Source organism: Pseudomonas sp. LBUM1645 (genome assembly GCF_059716185.1).
This window is the reverse complement of sequence record NZ_CP166811.1, coordinates 1614305-1633074: the sequence shown is the minus strand read 5'-3', so window position 1 is coordinate 1633074 and position 18770 is coordinate 1614305. Positions and strand designations below refer to the sequence as shown.

Below are 18770 nucleotides of genomic sequence, written 5' to 3'. Positions count from 1 at the left end.
GCTTCGATCGGCCGGGAAGATTTGCCCCACCTGCCGCATGGGATTATTGAGGAGCTCGCATGACCCAACAAAACGCCTTTACTCGGGAAGACCTGCTGCGCTGCAGTCGCGGTGAGCTGTTCGGCCCAGGTAACGCACAACTGCCCGCCCCGAACATGTTGATGGTGGATCGCATCACCCATATCAGCGCCGAGGGTGGCAAGTACGGCAAGGGTGAATTGGTCGCCGAGCTGGATATCACTCCGGACCTGTGGTTCTTCGCCTGCCACTTCGAAGGTGATCCGGTGATGCCAGGCTGCCTGGGCCTCGACGCCATGTGGCAACTGGTCGGCTTCTTCCTTGGCTGGCAAGGTCTGCCGGGCCGCGGTCGCGCCCTGGGTTCGGGCGAAGTGAAATTCTTCGGTCAGGTTCTGCCGACCGCCAAGAAAGTGACCTATAACATTCAGATCAAGCGCGTACTGAAGGGCAAGCTGAACATGGCCATCGCCGATGGTTCGGTCAGCGTCGACGGCCGCGAGATCTACACCGCCGAAGGCCTTCGGGTCGGCGTTTTCACCTCCACTGACAACTTCTAAGGGTTATCCGCATGCGCCGCGTCGTTATCACTGGTCTGGGCATCGTTTCGTGCCTGGGCAATGACAAAGAGACCGTCTCCGCTAACCTGCGTGCAAGCCGCCCTGGCATCCGGTTCAACCCGGAATATGCCGAAATGGGTCTGCGTAGCCAGGTTTCCGGCTCCATTGACCTTCCCCTCGAAGAGCTGATCGATCGCAAGATCTTTCGCTTCGTCGGCCACGCGGCGGCTTACGCCTACCTGGCCATGAAAGACGCCATCGCCGACTCCGGTCTGACCGATGAGCAAGTCTCGAACCCGCGTACCGGCCTGATCGCCGGTTCCGGTGGCGCCTCCACGCTGAACCAGATGGAAGCGCTGGACATCCTGCGCGAGAAAGGCGTGAAGCGCGTTGGCCCATACCGTGTAACGCGGACCATGAGCAGCACCGTTTCCGCTTGCCTGGCCACGCCGTTCAAGATCAAGGGCCTGAACTACTCCATCGCTTCTGCCTGTGCCACCAGTGCTCACTGCATCGGTACCGCCATGGAACAGATCCAGATGGGCAAGCAGGACATCGTGTTCGCCGGCGGTGGTGAAGAAGAACACTGGAGCCAATCGTTCCTGTTCGACGCCATGGGCGCACTGTCCAGCCAGTACAACGAGACCCCGGAAAAAGCTTCCCGTGCCTACGACGCCAAGCGTGACGGTTTCGTCATCGCCGGCGGTGGCGGCATGGTCGTGGTCGAAGAGCTGGAACACGCTCTGGCCCGCGGCGCGAAGATCTACGCGGAAATCGTTGGCTACGGCGCGACCTCCGACGGCTACGACATGGTCGCCCCAAGCGGCGAAGGCGCCATCCGCTGCATGCAGATGGCCATGTCCACCGTTGACGCTCCGATCGACTACCTGAACACCCACGGCACCTCGACTCCGGTCGGCGACGTCATGGAAATGAAAGGTGTGCGTGAAGTGTTCGGCGACAAGGCTCCGGCCATCAGCTCCACCAAGAGCCTGTCAGGTCACTCCCTGGGCGCCGCCGGCGTTCACGAAGCGATCTACTGCATGCTGATGATGGAAGGCAACTTCATGGCGGGTTCCGCCAACATCGACGAACTGGACCCGGAAGTGGCTGACATGCCGATCCTGACCAAGACTCGTGAAGACGCCACCATCAACACCGTGATGAGCAACAGCTTCGGCTTCGGTGGCACCAACGCTACGCTGGTACTGAAGCGCTGGGCCGGTAAGTAATACACCGCCACTACGCTGCACATAAAAACGCCCCGACTGGTTCGGGGCGTTTTTTTGTGCCTGGAAAAACGCAAAAGCCTGTAGGAGCCGAGCTTGCTCGCGATGAGGCCATTACATTCACCATCATCGTTGACTGTGAGGCCGCCATCGCGAGCAAGCTCGCTCCCACAGGGGATTTTCATCACCTTCAAGCCGCGGTTTTGTTCTTCGCGAACATGAAGCTTTTGTCATGAAACTCAACGCCCTGCGACCGAATGTCGCGTGTTTGGCGGGCTGCAGGACTTTTACCAAACTCGCAAAAGTCCGTTACCAAACTCAGTCGTTTACTTAGCAGGCTAACCAAACATATAACGGAGTCCTGCACACGCCTTGCTGCAGATAACAGAGATTGGAGCTAGCAGATGACTGTAAAAGTAACTGAACGCGACGATTCACATAAGTCCCACGAAGGCGTAGCCGCCGGTATCCGGATTTGGGACGTGCACCAACAAGACATGCTGGTGGGGATGTTCCACTCCGAAACAGATGCCCACAGCTACAAGGCCGAACTGGAAAAACTGGAGCAGCAACGAGAGCTCCAATCCGCATAAGCAATGACAGCATTGAAAACGACAAACCCCGCCATGAGCGGGGTTTGTCGTTGTTGCAGCCTTTAACGGCTTACCACATCAGATCGTCCGGGATCTGATAGGCCGCGTACGGATCGTCTTCGACAGCGACTTCTTCGGTCTTCACATTCAGCTGCACGATACGCTGTGGATCGCGCTCCTGGATCTTCAGGGCCGCCTCACGCGGGATCACTTCATAACCGCCGGCGTGGTGCACGATGGCCAGCGAACCGCTGCTGAGCTTGTTGCGCATCAGCGTGTTGACGGAGATGCGCTTGACCTTCTTGTCGTCAACGAAGTTGTAGTAGTCCTCGGTCGTCAGCTTCGGCAGACGCGAGACTTCGATCAACTGTTTGACCTGAGCAGCGCGAGCCTTGGCCTCGGCCTTCTCCTGTTGCTGACGGTTCAGCTCCTGGTCGCGCTTGACCTTCTCGGCCATGGCTTCCTGAGCCGCCCGCTGCTGCGAGTCATCAAGTTCGATCTGACCCTTGTGGGCCAGACGCTGCTGTTTCTGCTTCTCTTTGCCGACCTGTTTGGCCTGCTTCTGGTTGACCAGCCCTGCTTTGAGCAACTGGTCGCGAAGGGAAATGCTCATGGTGCTTATTACTCACTTAGGCAACTGCTCAACCGCAGCTGGGCAAATTCTTTTCCTGACGTTTGGCTTCGCCCCACAAGGCGTCCAACTCTTCGAGGGTGCAATCTTCTATGGGACGGTGGGTGTCGCGCAATGCCTGTTCGATAAAACGGAAGCGTCTTTCGAACTTGCTGTTGGCGCCACGCAGTGCAGTTTCGGGATCGACCTTGAGATGACGCGCCAGATTGACCACGGAAAACAACAGATCACCGACTTCATCGGCAATCGCTGCCGAGTCATTGTCGGCCATGGCTTCGAGCACTTCATCGAGCTCTTCGCGCACTTTGTCGAGCACCGGCAAGGCGTCCGGCCAGTCGAAACCGACCTGCCCTGCACGCTTCTGCAACTTCGCCGAACGGGACAATGCCGGCAGTGCTGCCGGCACGTCGTCGAGCAAGGAAAGTTGTTCGGGCGCCGAAGATTTCTCCGCCCGTTCTTCAGCCTTGATCTCTTCCCAGCGCTGCTTGACCTGATCTTCACTCAGGCGCGGAACATCCAGCGGCGCGTAAAGATCCCCGGTGGGGAACACGTGAGGATGCCGACGAATCAACTTGCGGGTGATGCTGTCGACCACACCCTCGAATTCGAAGCGCCCTTCTTCCCGTGCCAACTGGCTGTAATAAACCACCTGGAACAGTAAATCCCCCAACTCACCCTGCAAGTGATCGAAGTCACCGCGCTCGATGGCGTCGGCGACTTCGTAGGCTTCTTCCAGCGTGTGCGGGACGATGGTTTCGTAGGTTTGCTTGATGTCCCACGGGCAGCCGAACTGCGGGTCGCGCAGACGGCTCATCAGGTGCAATAAATCTTCGAGGCTATACATCAATCAATCTCTACATCTGCAACGCGGTGTGTCGGGCGACCCGCAAACCTGTAGGAGCTGAGCTTGCTCGCGATAGCGGTGTGTCAGGTAAATCGCAATCGCGAGCAAGCTCGGCTCCTACAGGGATCGGTTTCATGGAGTCCGGTTACGGCGGGTTTCGATGATGTTCGGCAACTGGGAAATCCGCCCCAGCAACCGCCCCAGTGCATCCAGCCCCGGAATCTCAATGGTCAGGGACATCAACGCGGTGTTGTCCTCTTTGTTCGAGCGGGTGTTGACCGCCAGCACGTTGATCCGCTCGTTGAGCAGCACTTGCGAAACGTCACGCAGCAGACCGGACCGGTCGTAGGCACGGATGATGATGTCCACCGGATAGGTGAGCACCGGCACCGGGCCCCAGCTGACCTGGATGATCCGCTCGGGCTCGCGCCCGCCCAGTTGCAGCACCGAGGCGCAGTCCTGACGGTGAATGCTCACGCCGCGGCCCACGGTGATGTAACCGACAATCGCATCCCCCGGCAACGGCTGGCAGCAGCCGGCCATCTGGGTCATCAGGTTGCCGACGCCCTGGATCTGGATATCGCCGCGCTTGCCCGGTTTGTAACCGGTGGCCTTGCGCGGAATCAGTTCCAGCTGTTCGTTGCCGCGCTCCGGTTCGACCAGTTGCTGCGCCAGGTTCACCAGTTGTGCCAGACGCAAATCGCCTGCGCCCAACGCGGCGAACATGTCTTCGGCCATTTTCATGTTGGCCTTTTCGGCCAGTTTGTCGAAATCTACCGCTGGCAGACCGAGGCGGTTGAGTTCGCGCTCGAGCAAGGTTTTACCGGCGGCGACGTTCTGATCGCGCGCCTGCAATTTGAACCAGTGAACGATCTTCGCCCGTGCCCGCGAGGTGGTGATGTAACCCAGGTTCGGGTTCAGCCAGTCGCGGCTCGGGGTGCCGTGCTTGCTGGTGATGATCTCGACCTGTTCACCGGTTTGCAGGCTGTAGTTGAGCGGCACGATGCGCCCGTTGATCTTCGCGCCACGGCAGTTGTGACCGATTTCGGTGTGCACGCGGTAGGCGAAGTCCAGCGGTGTCGCGCCTTTCGGCAAGTCGATGGCGTGACCGTCCGGGGTGAAGATATACACCCGGTCCGGTTCGATATCGACCCGCAGCTGTTCTGCCAGGCCGCCAATGTCGCCCAATTCTTCATGCCACTCGAGGACCTGACGCAGCCAGGAGATTTTTTCCTCGTAGTGATTAGAACCGGATTTGACGTCGGTGCCCTTGTAACGCCAGTGCGCGCAAACGCCCAGTTCGGCTTCTTCGTGCATGGCGTGGGTGCGGATCTGCACTTCCAGCACCTTGCCCTCGGGGCCGATCACCGCGGTGTGCAGAGAGCGGTAGCCGTTCTCTTTCGGGTTGGCGATGTAGTCGTCGAATTCTTTCGGGATGTGCCGCCACAAGGTGTGGACGATACCGAGCGCGGTGTAGCAGTCGCGCATTTCCGGCACCAACACGCGAACGGCGCGCACGTCGTAGATCTGGCTGAATTCCAGACCCTTGCGCTGCATTTTACGCCAGATCGAATAGATGTGTTTGGCCCGGCCACTGATGTCGGCATCGACGCCGGTCGCGGTCAGCTCATTCTTCAGTTGGCTCATCACGTCAGCGATAAAGCGCTCGCGATCCAGACGCCGTTCATGAAGCAACTTGGCGATCTGCTTGTACTGATCAGGTTCAAGGTAACGGAAGGACAAGTCCTCCAGTTCCCACTTGATGTGACCGATACCGAGACGGTGAGCCAAAGGCGCGTAGATGTCGAAAACTTCACGGGCGACGCGGTTGCGTTTTTCGTCATCGGCGGTTTTCACCGCACGGATCGCGCAGGTTCGTTCGGCCAGTTTGATCAGCGCAACGCGAACGTCGTCGACCATGGCAACCAGCATCTTGCGCAGGTTTTCGACCTGGCCCTGCGTGCCCAGCACCAGGGATTGACGGGGGCTGAGACTGGCGCTGATCGCCGCCATGCGCAACACGCCGTCGATGAGTTTGGCGACCACCGGACCGAAGCGCTGGCTGATCGCCGGCAACTCAATCTGGCCTTCGCGCACGCCGCGATACAGGATCGCGGCAACCAACGAATCCTGATCGAGTTTGAGGTCGGCGAGAATCTCGGCGATCTCAAGGCCCGTGCGGAAACTCGAGGTCCCTTCGGACCACAGGTTTTTCGCCGCATTGGCTTGTTGTTCAGACGCACGAGCAAACTCGCACGCTTCCTTCAAGGCTTCGCGATCCAGTGCCGGATCGACACTGACCGCGTGATCGAGCCAAGCCTCGAGATTGATACTGCCGTCGGTGTTGATCGGCTGGTGTGCTCTCACCTGTACCATCTTGCTTACCTTCCCTACGACGCAGATTCAATGCGTCAAATCGCTGACCTTCGTTGCCCGTGAGCCCACATCAGGGCCGGTACGCGGCTGCACGGGCGGGCCAGTCGGACCAGACGAGCCGTCCTAGCTCGCTTCAAATAACGCCATGGCCTCGACATGTGCCGTCTGAGGAAACATATCGAGAATCCCGGCACGTTTTAACCGGTAGCCCTGCTTGATCAATTCGACCGTATCGCGCGCCAGCGTTGCCGGATTGCACGACACATACACCAACCGTTTGGCGCCCAGGGACGCAAGCTTGCGCACTGCCTCGAAAGCACCGTCACGCGGTGGGTCCAAGAGTACCGCACAAAAGCCTTCGCGCGCCCATTCGGCATCGGTCAAAGGCTGGGATAAATCGGCCTGAAAAAACTTCGCATTATGAAGATTGTTGCTAGCAGCGTTTGCAGCTGCTCGCTCGACCATCGCCTGCACACCTTCCACCGCCACCACTTCGCGAACGACCTTGGCCAGCGGCAACGCAAAGTTACCTAACCCACAGAATAGATCGAGAACTCGTTCATCCGCCGTCGGCTTCAGCCACTCCAACGCTTGAGCGATCATCGCTTCGTTGACCCCGGCGTTGACCTGGATGAAATCTCCCGGTCGGTACGCCAGGTTCAAGTCCCACTGTTCAAGTCGATAACCCAACGACTGGTCAGCCTCGACCGGTTGCGGTTCGCCGTCACCGTGCAGCCACAATTGGGCTTCATGGAACGCGCAGAAATCCTTGAGGATCGTCATGTCGGCGTCGGACAGCGGCGCCATGTGCCGCAGCAACACCGCCAACGACGAACCGCTGAACAACTCCACATGCCCCAGCGCCTGAGGTTTGCTCAAGCGCCGAAGCATTTCCGGCAAGCGGGTCATGATCGGCTGCAAGGGTTGTACCAGCACCATGCATTCGTTGATCGCAACGATGTCCTGACTGCCAGCGGCACGGAAACCGACTTCGAGTTTTTTCGCCTTCATGTCCCAGCGCACCGCCACTCGGGCGCGACGCCGGTAACCGAATTCCGGACCGCTCAACGGCGCGACCCATTCTTCGGGTTCGACACCGGCGATCTTCGACAATTGCTCGGCGAGCATGCGCTGTTTCAGGGCGAGTTGTTCGTTGTGCGGCAGATGTTGCACGCTGCAACCGCCACAGCGACCGGCATGCGGACACGGTGCAGGGCGGCGTAGCTCGCTGGCCTGGAACACCCGTTCGGTGCGCGCCTCGACTACTTTGCCGTGGGCGCCCAACACGCGCGCTTCGACTTCTTCACCGGCCAATGCGCCGATGACGAACCAGGTGCGACCTTCAAAAAACGCGATACCGCGACCGTCATTAGCCAGGCGCTCAATACTCAAGCGCTGCTTTTTGCCAGTCGGAATTTGCGGGGCCTTGCTGCCGCCGGTGGGCTGGAAGCGCAGGCCTCTCTCTTGCTTGGCCATCAGTTAGGCGCGTCGAAAATGCCGGTCGACAAGTAACGGTCGCCACGGTCGCAGATGATCGCGACGATCACCGCGTTTTCAACTTCTTTGGACAGACGCAGCATGGCTGCCACGGCACCGCCCGAGGACACGCCGCAGAAGATACCTTCTTCGCGGGCCAGACGACGGGTCACGTCTTCGGCTTCGCTTTGCGCCATGTCGACGATCCGGTCCACGCGTTCGGCCTGATAGATCTTCGGCAGGTATTCCTGCGGCCAGCGACGGATACCCGGAATCGCCGAGCCTTCCATTGGTTGCAGACCGATGATCTGCACGTTCTCGTTCTGCTCTTTCAAGTAGCGCGAGACGCCCATGATGGTACCGGTGGTGCCCATGGAGCTGACGAAGTGGGTGATGGTGCCTTCGGTCTGACGCCAGATTTCCGGGCCGGTGGTGGTGTAGTGCGCTTCCGGGTTGTCCCCGTTGGCGAACTGATCCAGCACCTTGCCGCGGCCTTCGGCTTCCATTCGCTGGGCGAGGTCGCGGGCGCCTTCCATGCCCTCTTCCTGAGTGACCAGAATCAGCTCGGCGCCATACGCCGTCATGGCGGCTTTACGTTCGGCGCTGGAGTTGTCCGGCATGATCAGGATCATCTTGTAACCCTTGATCGCGGCGGCCATCGCCAGGGCGATCCCGGTGTTACCCGAGGTCGCTTCGATCAGCGTATCGCCGACGTGGATCTGCCCGCGCAACTCGGCGCGGGTAATCATCGACAGCGCCGGCCGGTCCTTGACCGAACCCGCCGGGTTATTCCCTTCGAGCTTGAGCAAAAGGGTATTGCTGGTGGCGCCAGGCAGGCGCTGCAAACGGACCAGCGGAGTGTTGCCGACGCAATCGGCGATGGTTGGGTACTGCAAGGTCATGGCGTAATTCGCAATCCAGACTGCGGGGGCGCCTATCATACCGGCAAACCTTCGCAGGCCATATCACGCAAAGTACGGTGCTTATGGTTTATGGGAATAAGGGGCTAGATCAGTACTCTTCGCCTTGCGCGACATTCAATGCATAGAACTCATGCAACTTGGCCTGCAACAACTGTTTGTCCGGTAGCTGCACCTGGTATTCAGCGATCAGCGCTGGCGACAGGCTGCGGTTAAGGGCGTACTCGACCACCTCGTCATCCTTGCTGGCACACAGCAACACACCAATGGCAGGGTTTTCGTGAGGTTTGCGCTCCTTGCGATCCAGCGCTTCCAGATAGAAGTTCAGCTTGCCCAAATACTCCGGTTTAAAACGACCGACCTTAAGCTCAATGGCTACAAGACAATTAAGGCCACGGTGGAAGAACAACAAATCCAGGGCAAAATCACACCCACCCACTTGAAGCGGATACTCGGAGCCGACAAAGCAGAAGTCGCGGCCGAGCTCGCTCAGGAATTCTTTGAGGCGCGCCATCAACCCTTTATGCAGATCAGTTTCGGCATGGCCACCCGGCAGGTCGAGAAACTCGAGCATGTAGGCATCGCGGAATATCTCAAGCGCTGCCGGGTGGGCTTGTCTCAGCACTGCTGAGATTTTTGCTGGTTGAGTCACGCTTCGTTCGAACAGTGTGGCCTTGAACTGACGCTCTAGTTCGCGCTTTGACCATTTTTCCTGAACGGCCAAACGCACGTAGAATTCCCGCTCTTCCTGCCGTTTACTCTGGCTGAAAATGATCAGGTTGTGCGACCAGGACAATTGTCGCACCAGTGGTGCGACTTTCTTTTCAGCGTGATAGATCTCATAGAATTGGCGCATCCGAAACAAATTCGACCGGGTAAACCCACGCAACCCTGGTTGAGTCTGAGCCAGATGCTCGGCTAGTTGACTGACCACAGAATCGCCCCACTCAGCCTGTTCCAGCTTGCGACTGATGTAAGCACCCACCTGCCAATACAGCTCGATCAACTGGGTATTCACCGCCTGTATGGCCTGCTGTTTGGCACTTTGAATCAGCGCAAGCACTTCATTGAAACGGTCGTCAGCTGCGTTGCCGGGGACGCTGGATGCATTCATGCCGAACTCCTGGAGGACGAGGAAAAACGCGAGTCTATTCCGTCAAATCAGGCTTAAGGTGTCGGCAATACCCTTTAGGAAAGGTCGTACAAAATAACGGGAACGCTCCGGCGAAATCAGAACGGTGGTGTAGGAGAGGACCTCTTCGCGAGCAGGCTCGCTCCCACAGGGTTAGGAGTTGATCACACCATTTGTGGCCGGCACACATCCACTGTGGGAGCGAGCTTGCTCGCGATGGCGTCGTCACTGACACCACCATCATCAGCCACTAATCGAATATTCAGCCGCAACCCTACCTCGGTATTCTCAGCCCAAAGACTCCCACCCTGCCGCTGCACCGCATTCCTCGCAATGCTCAACCCCAACCCGAACCCGCCATCCCCCGGCCGTGAACCGTCGAGTCGAATGAACGGGCAGAAGATCCGTTCAAGATCTGCATCAGCCACCCCGCCGCCCTCATCCTCCAGCCACAAATGCCAGAAGTCGCCATCGCGCTGCCCACCAAGGCGTACAACGCCGCCCTGCGGTGAATGACGAATGGCATTGCGCAGGATGTTTTCCAGCGCTTGAGCCAAGGTATTGAGATTGCCGCGCACCCAGCAGGACGAATCCACCGCGCACTGCAACTGATTCACCGGCCAGCCACTTTCATAGCAGGCATTTTCCGTGAGCATTTCCCACAACGCCTGAATCTGGATCGATTCGTCGGGCAGCGGCGCGCGCTCGGTGTCGAGCCAGGCCAGTTGCAGGGTGTCTTCCACCAGACGCTGCATGCCATCGACCTCTCGGCCGATGCGCTCGCGCAATTGCGTCAACCCCTGCTCGCTTTCGCTGGCCACCCGCAGGCGACTCAGTGGCGTGCGCAATTCGTGGGACAGGTCGCGCAGCAGTTGTTGTTGCAGGGCCACCGTGCTTTGCAGGCGCTCGGACATGTGATCGAAGGCCCGGCCCAGTTCACCCAGCTCATCCGGGCGATTGGTGATGCGGCTCGACAACCGCACGTTCAACTGGTCGGCACGCCAGGCATTGGCCTGTTCGCGCAGACTGTTCAAAGGCACGACCAGCAGCCGATACAGTCCGACGCACAACAGCAAGGTGAACAGCCCGGGAATCACCCCGTTGGTGATCACCCGCCAGAACACCCGATAACGGCCGGGCACGAAACGCTGGGGCAGTTCGATCACCAGACTGCCGGCGGACGGATCGTTGGGAAAAGGCACTCTCAACCACGGCAAGCCTTTGGTATGGCGACTCGTCGGCCAATCCAGACCGCGTAAAAAGGTCAGGTGCTGGGTTTCTTTTTCCGTCAGCGGGTAACTGCTCAATGACTGCAAATCGCCGCCAATTACACCGACCCATGTCGACTCGCGATGGCCGACGCTCTGCAACCAGGCATCGACGCCTGCACTCTGGCGCTCATTCCACGCCTGCTCGGCCTCGGCGGCGTAGCGGGTCAGCGTGCCCCGTGCCTCGTCGGACAGGAACAGGTTTTTCTGTTCCATGTAGCGCCCCCAGGACCAACTGAGCCAGATCATCAGCAGACAGAACGCCACCAACAAACACGCCAGTTTCCAGAACAGCGAATACCTGCCCGGCAGGTCAGTCCACTTCATCGACAGCACTCAATACGTAACCTTTGCCCCATACCGTGCGCACTTCGCGCTCGACGTAACCGACGGCCTTGAGCTTGCGACGGATCTGGCTGATATGCATGTCGAGGCTGCGATCATGGGGCGCGTAACCGCGCTGCAGCACATGCTGGTAAAGGAAGGCTTTGCTCAGGACTTCATCGCCATTGCGATTCAGCGTTTCCAGCAACCGGTACTCGCTGCGGGTCAGGCCGGCAGCGTGTTCGCCATAAAAGACATCACAGCATTCATCGTCGAAACGCAGGCTGTCCGCCGAAGGGGCAATCGGTGCCGGCGCTGGCCGGCGGTCGAGCGCGACACGCCGCAGGATCGCTTCGATGCGCACCCGCAACTCGACCATGCTGAAAGGTTTGGGCAGATAATCATCGGCACCCAGCCGAAAACCACTGATGCGATCCGCCTCGGCACCGAGCGCCGACATCAGCACCACCGGGGTGGAATGGCTCTCGCGCAACTGCGTCAGCACGTTCAGCCCGTCCAGGCCCGGCAGCAGAATATCCATCAGCACCACATCGAAGGCTTGCTGGCGGGCGATGGTCAAGCCTTCCAGACCGTTCTGGCACCAGGTGACCTGAAAACCGCAACGTCCCAAGTGCTCATGAACATAAGCACCGAGTACGAGGTCGTCTTCTATAGACAGGATACGAGGATGGCCAGCAGTGATGGGAGTCATGACTATCTGCAAATAATTCTCAATTGACGATTATTCAAGATTGCCTCGCTGCGGGCAACACAAGGTTTGCCCGTGAGGTAAAAGTGGCGATCCAGCCGACGAATGCCGACATCAATTTTACGAAGATTGCCCGCCTGCAAATCGCTACACTGCGCAGGTGGCGCGTGCTGGACGTACGTGCAGGTCATTAAATCGCTGGATGCAGGAGAGATGCGTGCTCAAGAAACTGGGAATTAAAGGCCGCGTGCTATTGCTGACCCTGTTGCCGACCAGCCTGATGGCCTTGGTTCTGGGCGGCTATTTCACCTGGATGCAGCAATCCGACCTGCAAACCCAGCTCATGCAGCGTGGCGAGATGATCGCCGAACAACTGGCGCCCCTGGTGGCCCCGGCCATGGGCCACAAGAACGCCGAGCTTTTGGAACGCATTGCCACCCAATCGCTGGAACAACCGGACGTTCGCGCCGTTTCGTTCCTCGCGCCCGACCGCTCCCTGTTGGCCCATGCGGGCCCGACCATGCTCAATCAGGCGCCGATCGGCAACAGTTCGCAGATGCTGCGCCGCAGCGGCAATGACGCGACGCGTTACTTGCTGCCGGTGTTCGGCAAGCACCGCAATCTGGCCGGTGACTTGATTCCCGAAGAGGCCGACCGTCTGCTGGGCTGGGTCGAACTCGAACTTTCGCACAACGGCATGCTGCTGCGCGGTTACCGCAGCCTGTTCGCCAGCCTGCTGCTGATCGGCGCAGGCCTGGCCGGTGCGGCGTTGCTGGCGTTGCGCATGGGCCGGAGCATCAATCGGCCGCTGAGTCAGATCAAGCAAGCGGTGGCGCAACTCAAGGACGGTCATCTGGAAACCCGCCTGCCGCCCCTCGGCAGCCAGGAGCTGGACACACTGGCGTCCGGCATCAACCGCATGGCCGGCACCTTGCAGAACGCGCAGGAAGAATTGCAACACAGCATCGACCAGGCCACCGAAGATGTGCGCCAGAACCTGGAAACCATCGAGATCCAGAACATCGAACTGGACCTGGCGCGCAAGGAAGCCCTTGAAGCCAGCCGGATCAAATCCGAGTTCCTGGCCAACATGAGCCATGAAATCCGCACGCCGCTCAACGGCATTCTCGGCTTTACCCACCTGCTGCAAAAAAGCGAGCTGACCCCGCGCCAGCTCGACTATCTGGGCACCATCGAAAAGTCCGCCGATAGCCTGTTGGGGATCATCAACGAGATTCTCGACTTCTCGAAAATCGAGGCCGGCAAACTGGTGCTCGACCATATTCCGTTCAACTTGCGCGACCTGCTCCAGGACACGCTGACCATCCTCGCCCCGGCCGCCCACGCCAAGCAACTGGAGCTGGTGAGCCTGGTTTATCGCGATACGCCGCTGTCGCTGGTGGGTGATCCGCTGCGGCTCAAGCAGATCCTCACCAACCTGGTCAGCAACGCGATCAAGTTCACCCGCGAAGGCACCATCGTCGCCCGGGCCATGCTCGAGGAAGAGCACGAAGACAGCGTGCAACTGCGCATCAGCATTCAAGACACCGGCATCGGGCTGTCGAACCAGGACGTGCGCGCCTTGTTCCAGGCCTTCAGCCAGGCTGACAATTCGCTGTCGCGGCAACCTGGCGGCACGGGTCTGGGGTTGGTGATTTCCAAACGTCTGATCGAACAGATGGGTGGCGAGATCGGTGTCGACAGCACCCCCGGTGAAGGCTCGGAATTCTGGATCAGCCTGAGCCTGCCCAAAACCCGCGACGATGCCGAAGACCTGCCCGGTCCGCCGTTGCTCGGGCGTCGGGTGGCAGTGCTGGAAAACCACGAACTGGCCCGCCAGGCCTTGCAGCATCAACTGGAAGACTGCGGCCTCGAAGTCACCCCGTTCAATACGCTGGAAAGCCTGACCAATGGCGTGACCGGCGCACATCAGACCGATCAGGCGATCGACCTGGCGGTGCTCGGCATCACCAGCAACGACATGCCGCCAGAGCGCCTCAACCAGCACATCTGGGACCTCGAACATCTGGGCTGCAAGGTGCTGGTGTTGTGCCCGACCACCGAACAGACGCTGTTCCATCTCTCGGTGCCCAACCCGCACAGCCAGCTCCAGGCCAAACCGGCCTGCACCCGCAAGCTGCGGCGGGCCTTGTCCGACCTGGTCAACCCGCGCCAGCACCGCAGCGAACCCGGCGAACCGGTGTCCAGCCGTGCGCCAAAAGTGCTTTGTGTCGACGACAACCCGGCCAACTTGCTGCTGGTGCAAACCCTGCTCGAAGACATGGGCGCCAAAGTCCTCGCGGTGGAAAGTGGCTACGCGGCAGTCAAGGCCGTGCAGACCGAAACCTTCGACCTGGTGCTGATGGACGTCCAGATGCCCGGCATGGATGGGCGGCAAAGCACCGAAGCGATTCGCCAGTGGGAAAGTGAACGGCATTGCACACCGCTGCCGATCGTTGCCCTCACCGCTCACGCCATGGCCAATGAAAAGCGCGCGCTGCTGCAAAGCGGCATGGACGACTACCTGACCAAACCGATCAGCGAACGGCAATTGGCCCAAGTGGTGCTGAAGTGGACCGGCCTGGCGCTGCGCAATCATGGGCCGGAGCGCTCCAGCGACAGCCACGGTGGTGGTCATGAGTTGCAGGTGCTCGATCACGAAGAAGGTTTGCGCCTGGCCGCCGGCAAGGCTGATCTGGCAGCAGACATGTTGGCAATGCTGCTGGCGTCGCTGGAAGCCGACCGCGAGGCGATTCGCTCCGCCCGGGAAACCAACGACCATAACGCCCTGATCGAGCGCGTCCATCGCCTGCACGGCGCGACCCGTTATTGCGGCGTCCCGCAACTGCGCGCCGCCTGCCAGCGCAGCGAAACCCTGCTCAAGCAACAGGACCCGAAAGCCCCCAGCGCACTGGAAGACCTCGACCGGGCCATCAATCGCCTGGCCGCCCATGCCCGTATAAATGCTTGATGAATACCTGTAGCAGTTGGCGAAGCCTGCGTTCGGCGACGTAGTCGTCGTAAAATCAGGCGCTGCGGTCTTTCAGGTAAACCGCGTTTGCCGGATTTACGACGACTACGTCGCCGAACGCAGGCTTCGCCAGCTGCTACGTAAAGCGTGATCGAGTCAAATGGAGGACCGCATGCGCACGATTCTTTTCAGCAGCCAGACCTACGACCGCGACAGCTTTCTCAGTGCCGAGCTACCGGCCGGCATTGAACTGCACTTTCAATCGGCGCGACTGAGCCTTGATACAGTGGCGCTGGCCGAGCATCACGAAGTGGTCTGTGCCTTCATTAATGATGACCTCAGCGCGCCGGTGCTCGAACGCCTGGCCGCGGGCGGCACACGCCTGATCGCCCTGCGCTCGGCCGGTTACAACCATGTCGATCTGGCAGTGGCGAAGCGTCTGGGGCTGGCGATTGTGCGAGTCCCCGCCTACTCGCCCCACGCGGTGGCGGAACATGCGGTGGCGCTGATCCTGGCGCTCAACCGACGCCTGCACCGCGCTTACAACCGCACGCGCGAAGGCGATTTCAGCCTGCACGGGCTGACCGGCTTCGACCTGGTAGGCAAGACCGTCGGCGTGGTCGGCACCGGGCAGATCGGCGCGACCTTCGCGAAAATCATGAACGGCTTTGGCTGCCAATTGCTGGCGTACGACCCCTTCCCCAACCCGCAAGTCGAAGCCCTCGGTGCCCGTTACCTGAGCCTGCCGGAACTGCTGGCCGAGTCGCAGATCATCAGCCTGCACTGCCCGCTTAACGAACAAAGCAAACACTTGATCAATCGCGAGTCACTGGCGCACATGCAAGCGGGTGCGATGCTGATCAACACCGGCCGCGGTGGTCTGGTGGACACACCGGCGCTGATCGACGCATTGAAGGACGGTCAACTGGGTTATCTGGGACTGGATGTGTATGAAGAGGAGGCGCAGCTGTTCTTCGAGGACCGTTCCGACCTGCCACTGCAGGAGGATGTGCTGGCGCGGCTGCTGACCTTTCCGAACGTGATCATCACCGCTCACCAGGCCTTCCTGACCCGCGAAGCCCTGGGCGCGATTGCCGCGACCACCCTGCAGAACATCGCCGCCTGGGCGGCGGGCGCGCCTGCGAATCTGGTAAAGGGTGACTGAACCAGATCGAAGGTCATACGCCCGCGCCATGCTGCGCTGATGTCCGTGCTAGCATGCCGCGCATATTTGGAGGACCCATGGTCGAACACGATTTCCGCTATAGCCTGATGAACCCGCAACACACCCTCACCGAATGCCGCGCCCTTGTGCCGGGGCGTTATCAAGTCACCGGCAACGGCGGCTCGATTCGTAACAACGACGTGCTGGTAGTGACCCTCAAAGGCGCCAAGGACTTGTCCATGCGCCTGACCGTCGAAACGGTTCGCCACTTGATCAATCCGCCAGGCCAATGGGTCGCGGTGGCCAGTGGTCCGGTGTTCGGCGAACTGGCGATCCACACCTGGAAAGTCAACTGCGACAGCTGCGCCAAAGAGCTGAACTTCGAGTTCGCGGTCGACGCCAAGCTGGGCAACAAGGCTGAAAAGCCTGCTGCCACCGCGCGCATCGCCGAACTGGGCTGGACCACGGTTGGCGAGAAGCACCTGTGCCCGAAATGCCAGGAGCCCGCGTGATGAAACGCCTCGCTCTGACCGCTATGGTTGGCGCCAGCCTGCTGGGCTGCGCCGCCGAGCCGGTGCAATTGCAACAGAACCGCAGCTACATTCTGGAGTGGATTGGCGAACGTCCGTTGATGGACTACAGCCACCTGACCATCACCCTCGGTGAAGACGGTCGGGCCTACGGCAACGGCGGCTGCAACCACTGGTTCGCGCCGTACACCCTGGAAGGCGACAAGCTGAGCTTCGGCAAGGTCGGCAGCACGCGCAAACTGTGTGCGCCGGCGTTGATGGAGCAGGAAAAGCGTTTCCTCCAGGCGTTGGAAAACGTTCAGCGCTGGGACGTCTCGCCGATCGACCAGATGCGTTTCTGGCCGGTAGAAGGGAAGCCGCTGCGTTGGTGGCTTGAAGAGGGTTGATCATTCAGCCCTGAAAAGATCGCAGCCTCGCTTCACTCGACAGCTCCTACAAGGGTTTCGCATTCCACCTGTAGGAGCTGTCGAGTGAAACGAGGCTGCGATCTTTTGCTTTCAGTTCTTCGCCTGCAACGCCTCAAGCTTCGCCATCACCCCCGCCGCCGTCTGCTCGCCCATCAACTGTTCCCGTACCTTGCCCTTGTTATCGATGATGTAAGTCACCGGCAACGCCTCGCTGCGCGGCAACTCAAAAAGATCGGCCGGATCAGAAGCCAGCACGGTGAACTTGATGCCCAGTTTTTCACTGGCGCTTTTCAGCTCTTCACCCTGCACATTGTCGAAGTTGACCCCGAACACCCCAATCTTCTTGTCCTTGAGCTGATCGGCCAGGGAGTTCAATTCCGGGATCTCGGTCCGGCACGGCCCGCACCATTCCGCCCAGTAATTGAGCACCAGCCATTGCTTGTCCAGACGTTCGGCGGCGACTTTCTGGCCGCTCTGGTCGATGCCATAGTCGTTACCACAGCCCCCCAGCAATAACGTACCGATGATCGCCAATGCCGCTGCCAGTCGCCTAGTCATGTCGTATTCCTTGTTCAAAATTGAATGCGCCTGCGACCCATCGCCTCCCAAGGTTCTGGATTACGCGCTGCACAGTTAGAATAGCCGTCACCTTACGCAAGATGCGAACCGCACATGACCGATCTGACGCTTTATCACAACCCGCGCTGCTCGAAATCCCGCGGTGCGCTCGAACTGCTCGAAGCCCGTGGCCTGACCCCGACGGTGGTCCGCTACCTGGACACCCCATTGGACGCCGCGCAAATCCAGAGCCTGCTGACCAAGCTCGGCATCAGCGCCCGGCAACTGCTGCGCACCGGTGAGGACGAGTACAAAACCCTCAACCTGGCCGACAGCAGCCTGAGCGAGGCGCAATTGATTGCCGCCATCGCCGCCAACCCGAAACTCATGGAGCGACCGATTCTGGAAGTCGGCGACAAAGCCATCATCGGCCGTCCGCCGGAGAATGTGCTGGAGCTCCTGCCGTGAGTGCGCCGTACATTCTGGTTCTGTATTACAGCCGCAGCGGCTCGACCAATGAAATGGCCCGGCAGATCGCCCGGGGTGTCGAGCAGTCAGGGATGGAAGCGCGCCTGCGCACGGTGCCGCCGATTTCCACCGAGTGCGAAGCCGTGTCACCCGATATTCCGGACGAAGGCGCGCTGTACGCCAGCCTCGACGATTTGAAGAACTGCGCGGGCCTGGCCATGGGCAGCCCGACCCGGTTCGGCAACATGGCGGCGCCGCTCAAGTACTTCCTCGACGGCACCAGCAACCTGTGGCTGACCGGCGCTCTGGTAGGCAAGCCGGCTGGCGTTTTCACCTCCACCGCGAGCCTGCACGGCGGCCAGGAAACCACACTGCTGTCGATGATGTTGCCGTTGCTGCACCACGGCATGCTGATCACCGGCCTGCCTTACAGCGAATCGGCCCTGCTGGAAACCCGTGGCGGCGGCACGCCTTACGGCGCCAGCCATCACGCCGGGGCCGATGGCAAAAGCGGTTTGAATGAACATGAAGTCGCGCTGTGTCGGGCCTTGGGTCTGCGCTTGGCGAAGACTGCACAGAAACTGGGGAACTGAC

18 protein-coding genes are annotated in these 18770 nt (G+C 60.0%); 9 read left to right on the top strand and 9 right to left on the bottom strand.

Annotated elements, in window-relative coordinates; genetic code table 11:
- Nucleotides 1-59: 59 nt before the first annotated feature.
- The 3 genes from fabA (at nt 60) to ACA079_RS07160 (ending at nt 2397) form a co-directional block, all read left to right on the top strand.
- The gene (gene fabA / locus ACA079_RS07170) at nt 60-575 is read left to right on the top strand and encodes a 3-hydroxyacyl-[acyl-carrier-protein] dehydratase FabA (protein ID WP_497703028.1); all 516 of its coding nucleotides are present in this window, start codon (nt 60-62) and stop codon (nt 573-575) included.
- Between the two features lie 11 nt (nt 576-586).
- Nucleotides 587-1807 carry a beta-ketoacyl-ACP synthase I gene (fabB, locus tag ACA079_RS07165; RefSeq protein ID WP_033056872.1) on the top strand — a complete coding sequence of 407 codons (1221 nt, stop codon included), beginning with the start codon at nt 587-589 and terminating at the stop codon, nt 1805-1807.
- A gap of 401 nt (nt 1808-2208) precedes the next feature.
- Nucleotides 2209-2397 carry a hypothetical protein gene (locus ACA079_RS07160; RefSeq protein WP_095132420.1) on the top strand — a complete coding sequence of 63 codons (189 nt, stop codon included), beginning with the start codon at nt 2209-2211 and terminating at the stop codon, nt 2395-2397.
- Between the two features lie 70 nt (nt 2398-2467).
- Here the strand turns inward: ACA079_RS07160 and ACA079_RS07155 are convergent, their stop codons facing one another.
- The 8 genes from ACA079_RS07155 to ACA079_RS07120 form a co-directional block, all read right to left on the bottom strand.
- Nucleotides 2468-3010, bottom strand: coding sequence for a DUF2058 domain-containing protein (locus tag ACA079_RS07155; RefSeq protein ID WP_033056870.1), 543 nt, complete (start codon nt 3008-3010; stop codon nt 2468-2470).
- Nucleotides 3011-3038: 28 nt separating this feature from the next.
- Nucleotides 3039-3872 (bottom strand): nucleoside triphosphate pyrophosphohydrolase, encoded by an 834-nt coding sequence (mazG, locus tag ACA079_RS07150; RefSeq protein WP_497703027.1) that lies wholly within the window; start codon nt 3870-3872, stop codon nt 3039-3041.
- 132 nt (nt 3873-4004) lie between these two features.
- Complete coding sequence (gene relA / locus ACA079_RS07145; protein ID WP_140676411.1) at nt 4005-6248, bottom strand: GTP diphosphokinase; 2244 nt, start codon at nt 6246-6248, stop codon at nt 4005-4007.
- A gap of 123 nt (nt 6249-6371) precedes the next feature.
- Entirely contained in the window at nt 6372-7724 is a 1353-nt protein-coding gene (gene rlmD, locus ACA079_RS07140) for a 23S rRNA (uracil(1939)-C(5))-methyltransferase RlmD (protein WP_497703026.1), read from the bottom strand.
- The gene (cysM, locus tag ACA079_RS07135) at nt 7724-8626 is read right to left on the bottom strand and encodes a cysteine synthase CysM (protein ID WP_033056865.1); all 903 of its coding nucleotides are present in this window, start codon (nt 8624-8626) and stop codon (nt 7724-7726) included. Before cysM ends, rlmD begins: the two co-directional genes overlap by 1 nt.
- A gap of 109 nt (nt 8627-8735) precedes the next feature.
- Nucleotides 8736-9758 carry a PDDEXK nuclease domain-containing protein gene (locus ACA079_RS07130; protein WP_497703025.1) on the bottom strand — a complete coding sequence of 341 codons (1023 nt, stop codon included), beginning with the start codon at nt 9756-9758 and terminating at the stop codon, nt 8736-8738.
- A 182-nt stretch (nt 9759-9940) separates the two neighbouring features.
- Nucleotides 9941-11371 carry a sensor histidine kinase gene (locus tag ACA079_RS07125; protein WP_497703024.1) on the bottom strand — a complete coding sequence of 477 codons (1431 nt, stop codon included), beginning with the start codon at nt 11369-11371 and terminating at the stop codon, nt 9941-9943.
- Nucleotides 11358-12080 (bottom strand): response regulator transcription factor, encoded by a 723-nt coding sequence (locus tag ACA079_RS07120; protein ID WP_497703023.1) that lies wholly within the window; start codon nt 12078-12080, stop codon nt 11358-11360. Before ACA079_RS07120 ends, ACA079_RS07125 begins: the two co-directional genes overlap by 14 nt.
- 214 nt (nt 12081-12294) lie before the next feature.
- Between ACA079_RS07120 and ACA079_RS07115 the strand changes: the two genes are divergently transcribed.
- The 4 genes from ACA079_RS07115 to ACA079_RS07100 all read left to right on the top strand — a co-directional run bounded on the left by ACA079_RS07115 (nt 12295) and on the right by ACA079_RS07100 (nt 17129).
- Entirely contained in the window at nt 12295-15048 is a 2754-nt protein-coding gene (locus tag ACA079_RS07115; protein WP_497703022.1) for a response regulator, read from the top strand.
- Between the two features lie 172 nt (nt 15049-15220).
- On the top strand, nt 15221-16213 hold the full coding sequence (locus ACA079_RS07110) for a 2-hydroxyacid dehydrogenase (RefSeq protein WP_497703021.1): 993 nt from the start codon (nt 15221-15223) through the stop codon (nt 16211-16213).
- Nucleotides 16214-16290: 77 nt separating this feature from the next.
- A complete protein-coding gene (locus ACA079_RS07105; RefSeq protein WP_008147995.1) occupies nt 16291-16725 on the top strand; it encodes a hypothetical protein in 435 nt (144 codons plus the stop codon).
- The gene (locus tag ACA079_RS07100) at nt 16725-17129 is read left to right on the top strand and encodes an META domain-containing protein (RefSeq protein ID WP_497703020.1); all 405 of its coding nucleotides are present in this window, start codon (nt 16725-16727) and stop codon (nt 17127-17129) included. Before ACA079_RS07105 ends, ACA079_RS07100 begins: the two co-directional genes overlap by 1 nt.
- Before the next feature lie 111 nt (nt 17130-17240).
- On the opposite strand, the gene ACA079_RS07095 is transcribed toward ACA079_RS07100, so the two are convergent.
- On the bottom strand, nt 17241-17708 hold the full coding sequence (locus ACA079_RS07095) for a TlpA disulfide reductase family protein (RefSeq protein ID WP_458511176.1): 468 nt from the start codon (nt 17706-17708) through the stop codon (nt 17241-17243).
- Between the two features lie 114 nt (nt 17709-17822).
- Here ACA079_RS07095 and arsC point away from each other — a divergent pair, with 114 nt between their 5' ends.
- Both arsC and wrbA read left to right on the top strand, forming a co-directional pair.
- Entirely contained in the window at nt 17823-18176 is a 354-nt protein-coding gene (arsC, locus tag ACA079_RS07090) for an arsenate reductase (glutaredoxin) (protein WP_123369215.1), read from the top strand.
- Entirely contained in the window at nt 18173-18769 is a 597-nt protein-coding gene (gene wrbA, locus ACA079_RS07085; protein ID WP_046046494.1) for an NAD(P)H:quinone oxidoreductase, read from the top strand. The genes arsC and wrbA overlap by 4 nt, the downstream gene beginning before the upstream one ends.
- Nucleotide 18770: the final 1 nt, after the last annotated feature.

Coding starts and splice junctions, on each gene's coding strand:
- ACA079_RS07100 (WP_497703020.1), top strand. CDS start 16,725: ATGAAACGCCTCGCTCTGACCGCTATGGTTGGCGCCAGCCTGCTGGGC.
- arsC (WP_123369215.1), top strand. CDS start 17,823: ATGACCGATCTGACGCTTTATCACAACCCGCGCTGCTCGAAATCCCGC.
- ACA079_RS07105 (WP_008147995.1), top strand. CDS start 16,291: ATGGTCGAACACGATTTCCGCTATAGCCTGATGAACCCGCAACACACC.
- ACA079_RS07095 (WP_458511176.1), bottom strand. CDS start 17,708: ATGACTAGGCGACTGGCAGCGGCATTGGCGATCATCGGTACGTTATTG.
- fabA (WP_497703028.1), top strand. CDS start 60: ATGACCCAACAAAACGCCTTTACTCGGGAAGACCTGCTGCGCTGCAGT.
- ACA079_RS07160 (WP_095132420.1), top strand. CDS start 2,209: ATGACTGTAAAAGTAACTGAACGCGACGATTCACATAAGTCCCACGAA.
- rlmD (WP_497703026.1), bottom strand. CDS start 7,724: ATGGCCAAGCAAGAGAGAGGCCTGCGCTTCCAGCCCACCGGCGGCAGC.
- mazG (WP_497703027.1), bottom strand. CDS start 3,872: ATGTATAGCCTCGAAGATTTATTGCACCTGATGAGCCGTCTGCGCGAC.
- relA (WP_140676411.1), bottom strand. CDS start 6,248: ATGGTACAGGTGAGAGCACACCAGCCGATCAACACCGACGGCAGTATC.
- ACA079_RS07110 (WP_497703021.1), top strand. CDS start 15,221: ATGCGCACGATTCTTTTCAGCAGCCAGACCTACGACCGCGACAGCTTT.
- ACA079_RS07120 (WP_497703023.1), bottom strand. CDS start 12,080: ATGACTCCCATCACTGCTGGCCATCCTCGTATCCTGTCTATAGAAGAC.
- ACA079_RS07125 (WP_497703024.1), bottom strand. CDS start 11,371: ATGAAGTGGACTGACCTGCCGGGCAGGTATTCGCTGTTCTGGAAACTG.
- ACA079_RS07130 (WP_497703025.1), bottom strand. CDS start 9,758: ATGAATGCATCCAGCGTCCCCGGCAACGCAGCTGACGACCGTTTCAAT.
- cysM (WP_033056865.1), bottom strand. CDS start 8,626: ATGACCTTGCAGTACCCAACCATCGCCGATTGCGTCGGCAACACTCCG.
- ACA079_RS07155 (WP_033056870.1), bottom strand. CDS start 3,010: ATGAGCATTTCCCTTCGCGACCAGTTGCTCAAAGCAGGGCTGGTCAAC.
- fabB (WP_033056872.1), top strand. CDS start 587: ATGCGCCGCGTCGTTATCACTGGTCTGGGCATCGTTTCGTGCCTGGGC.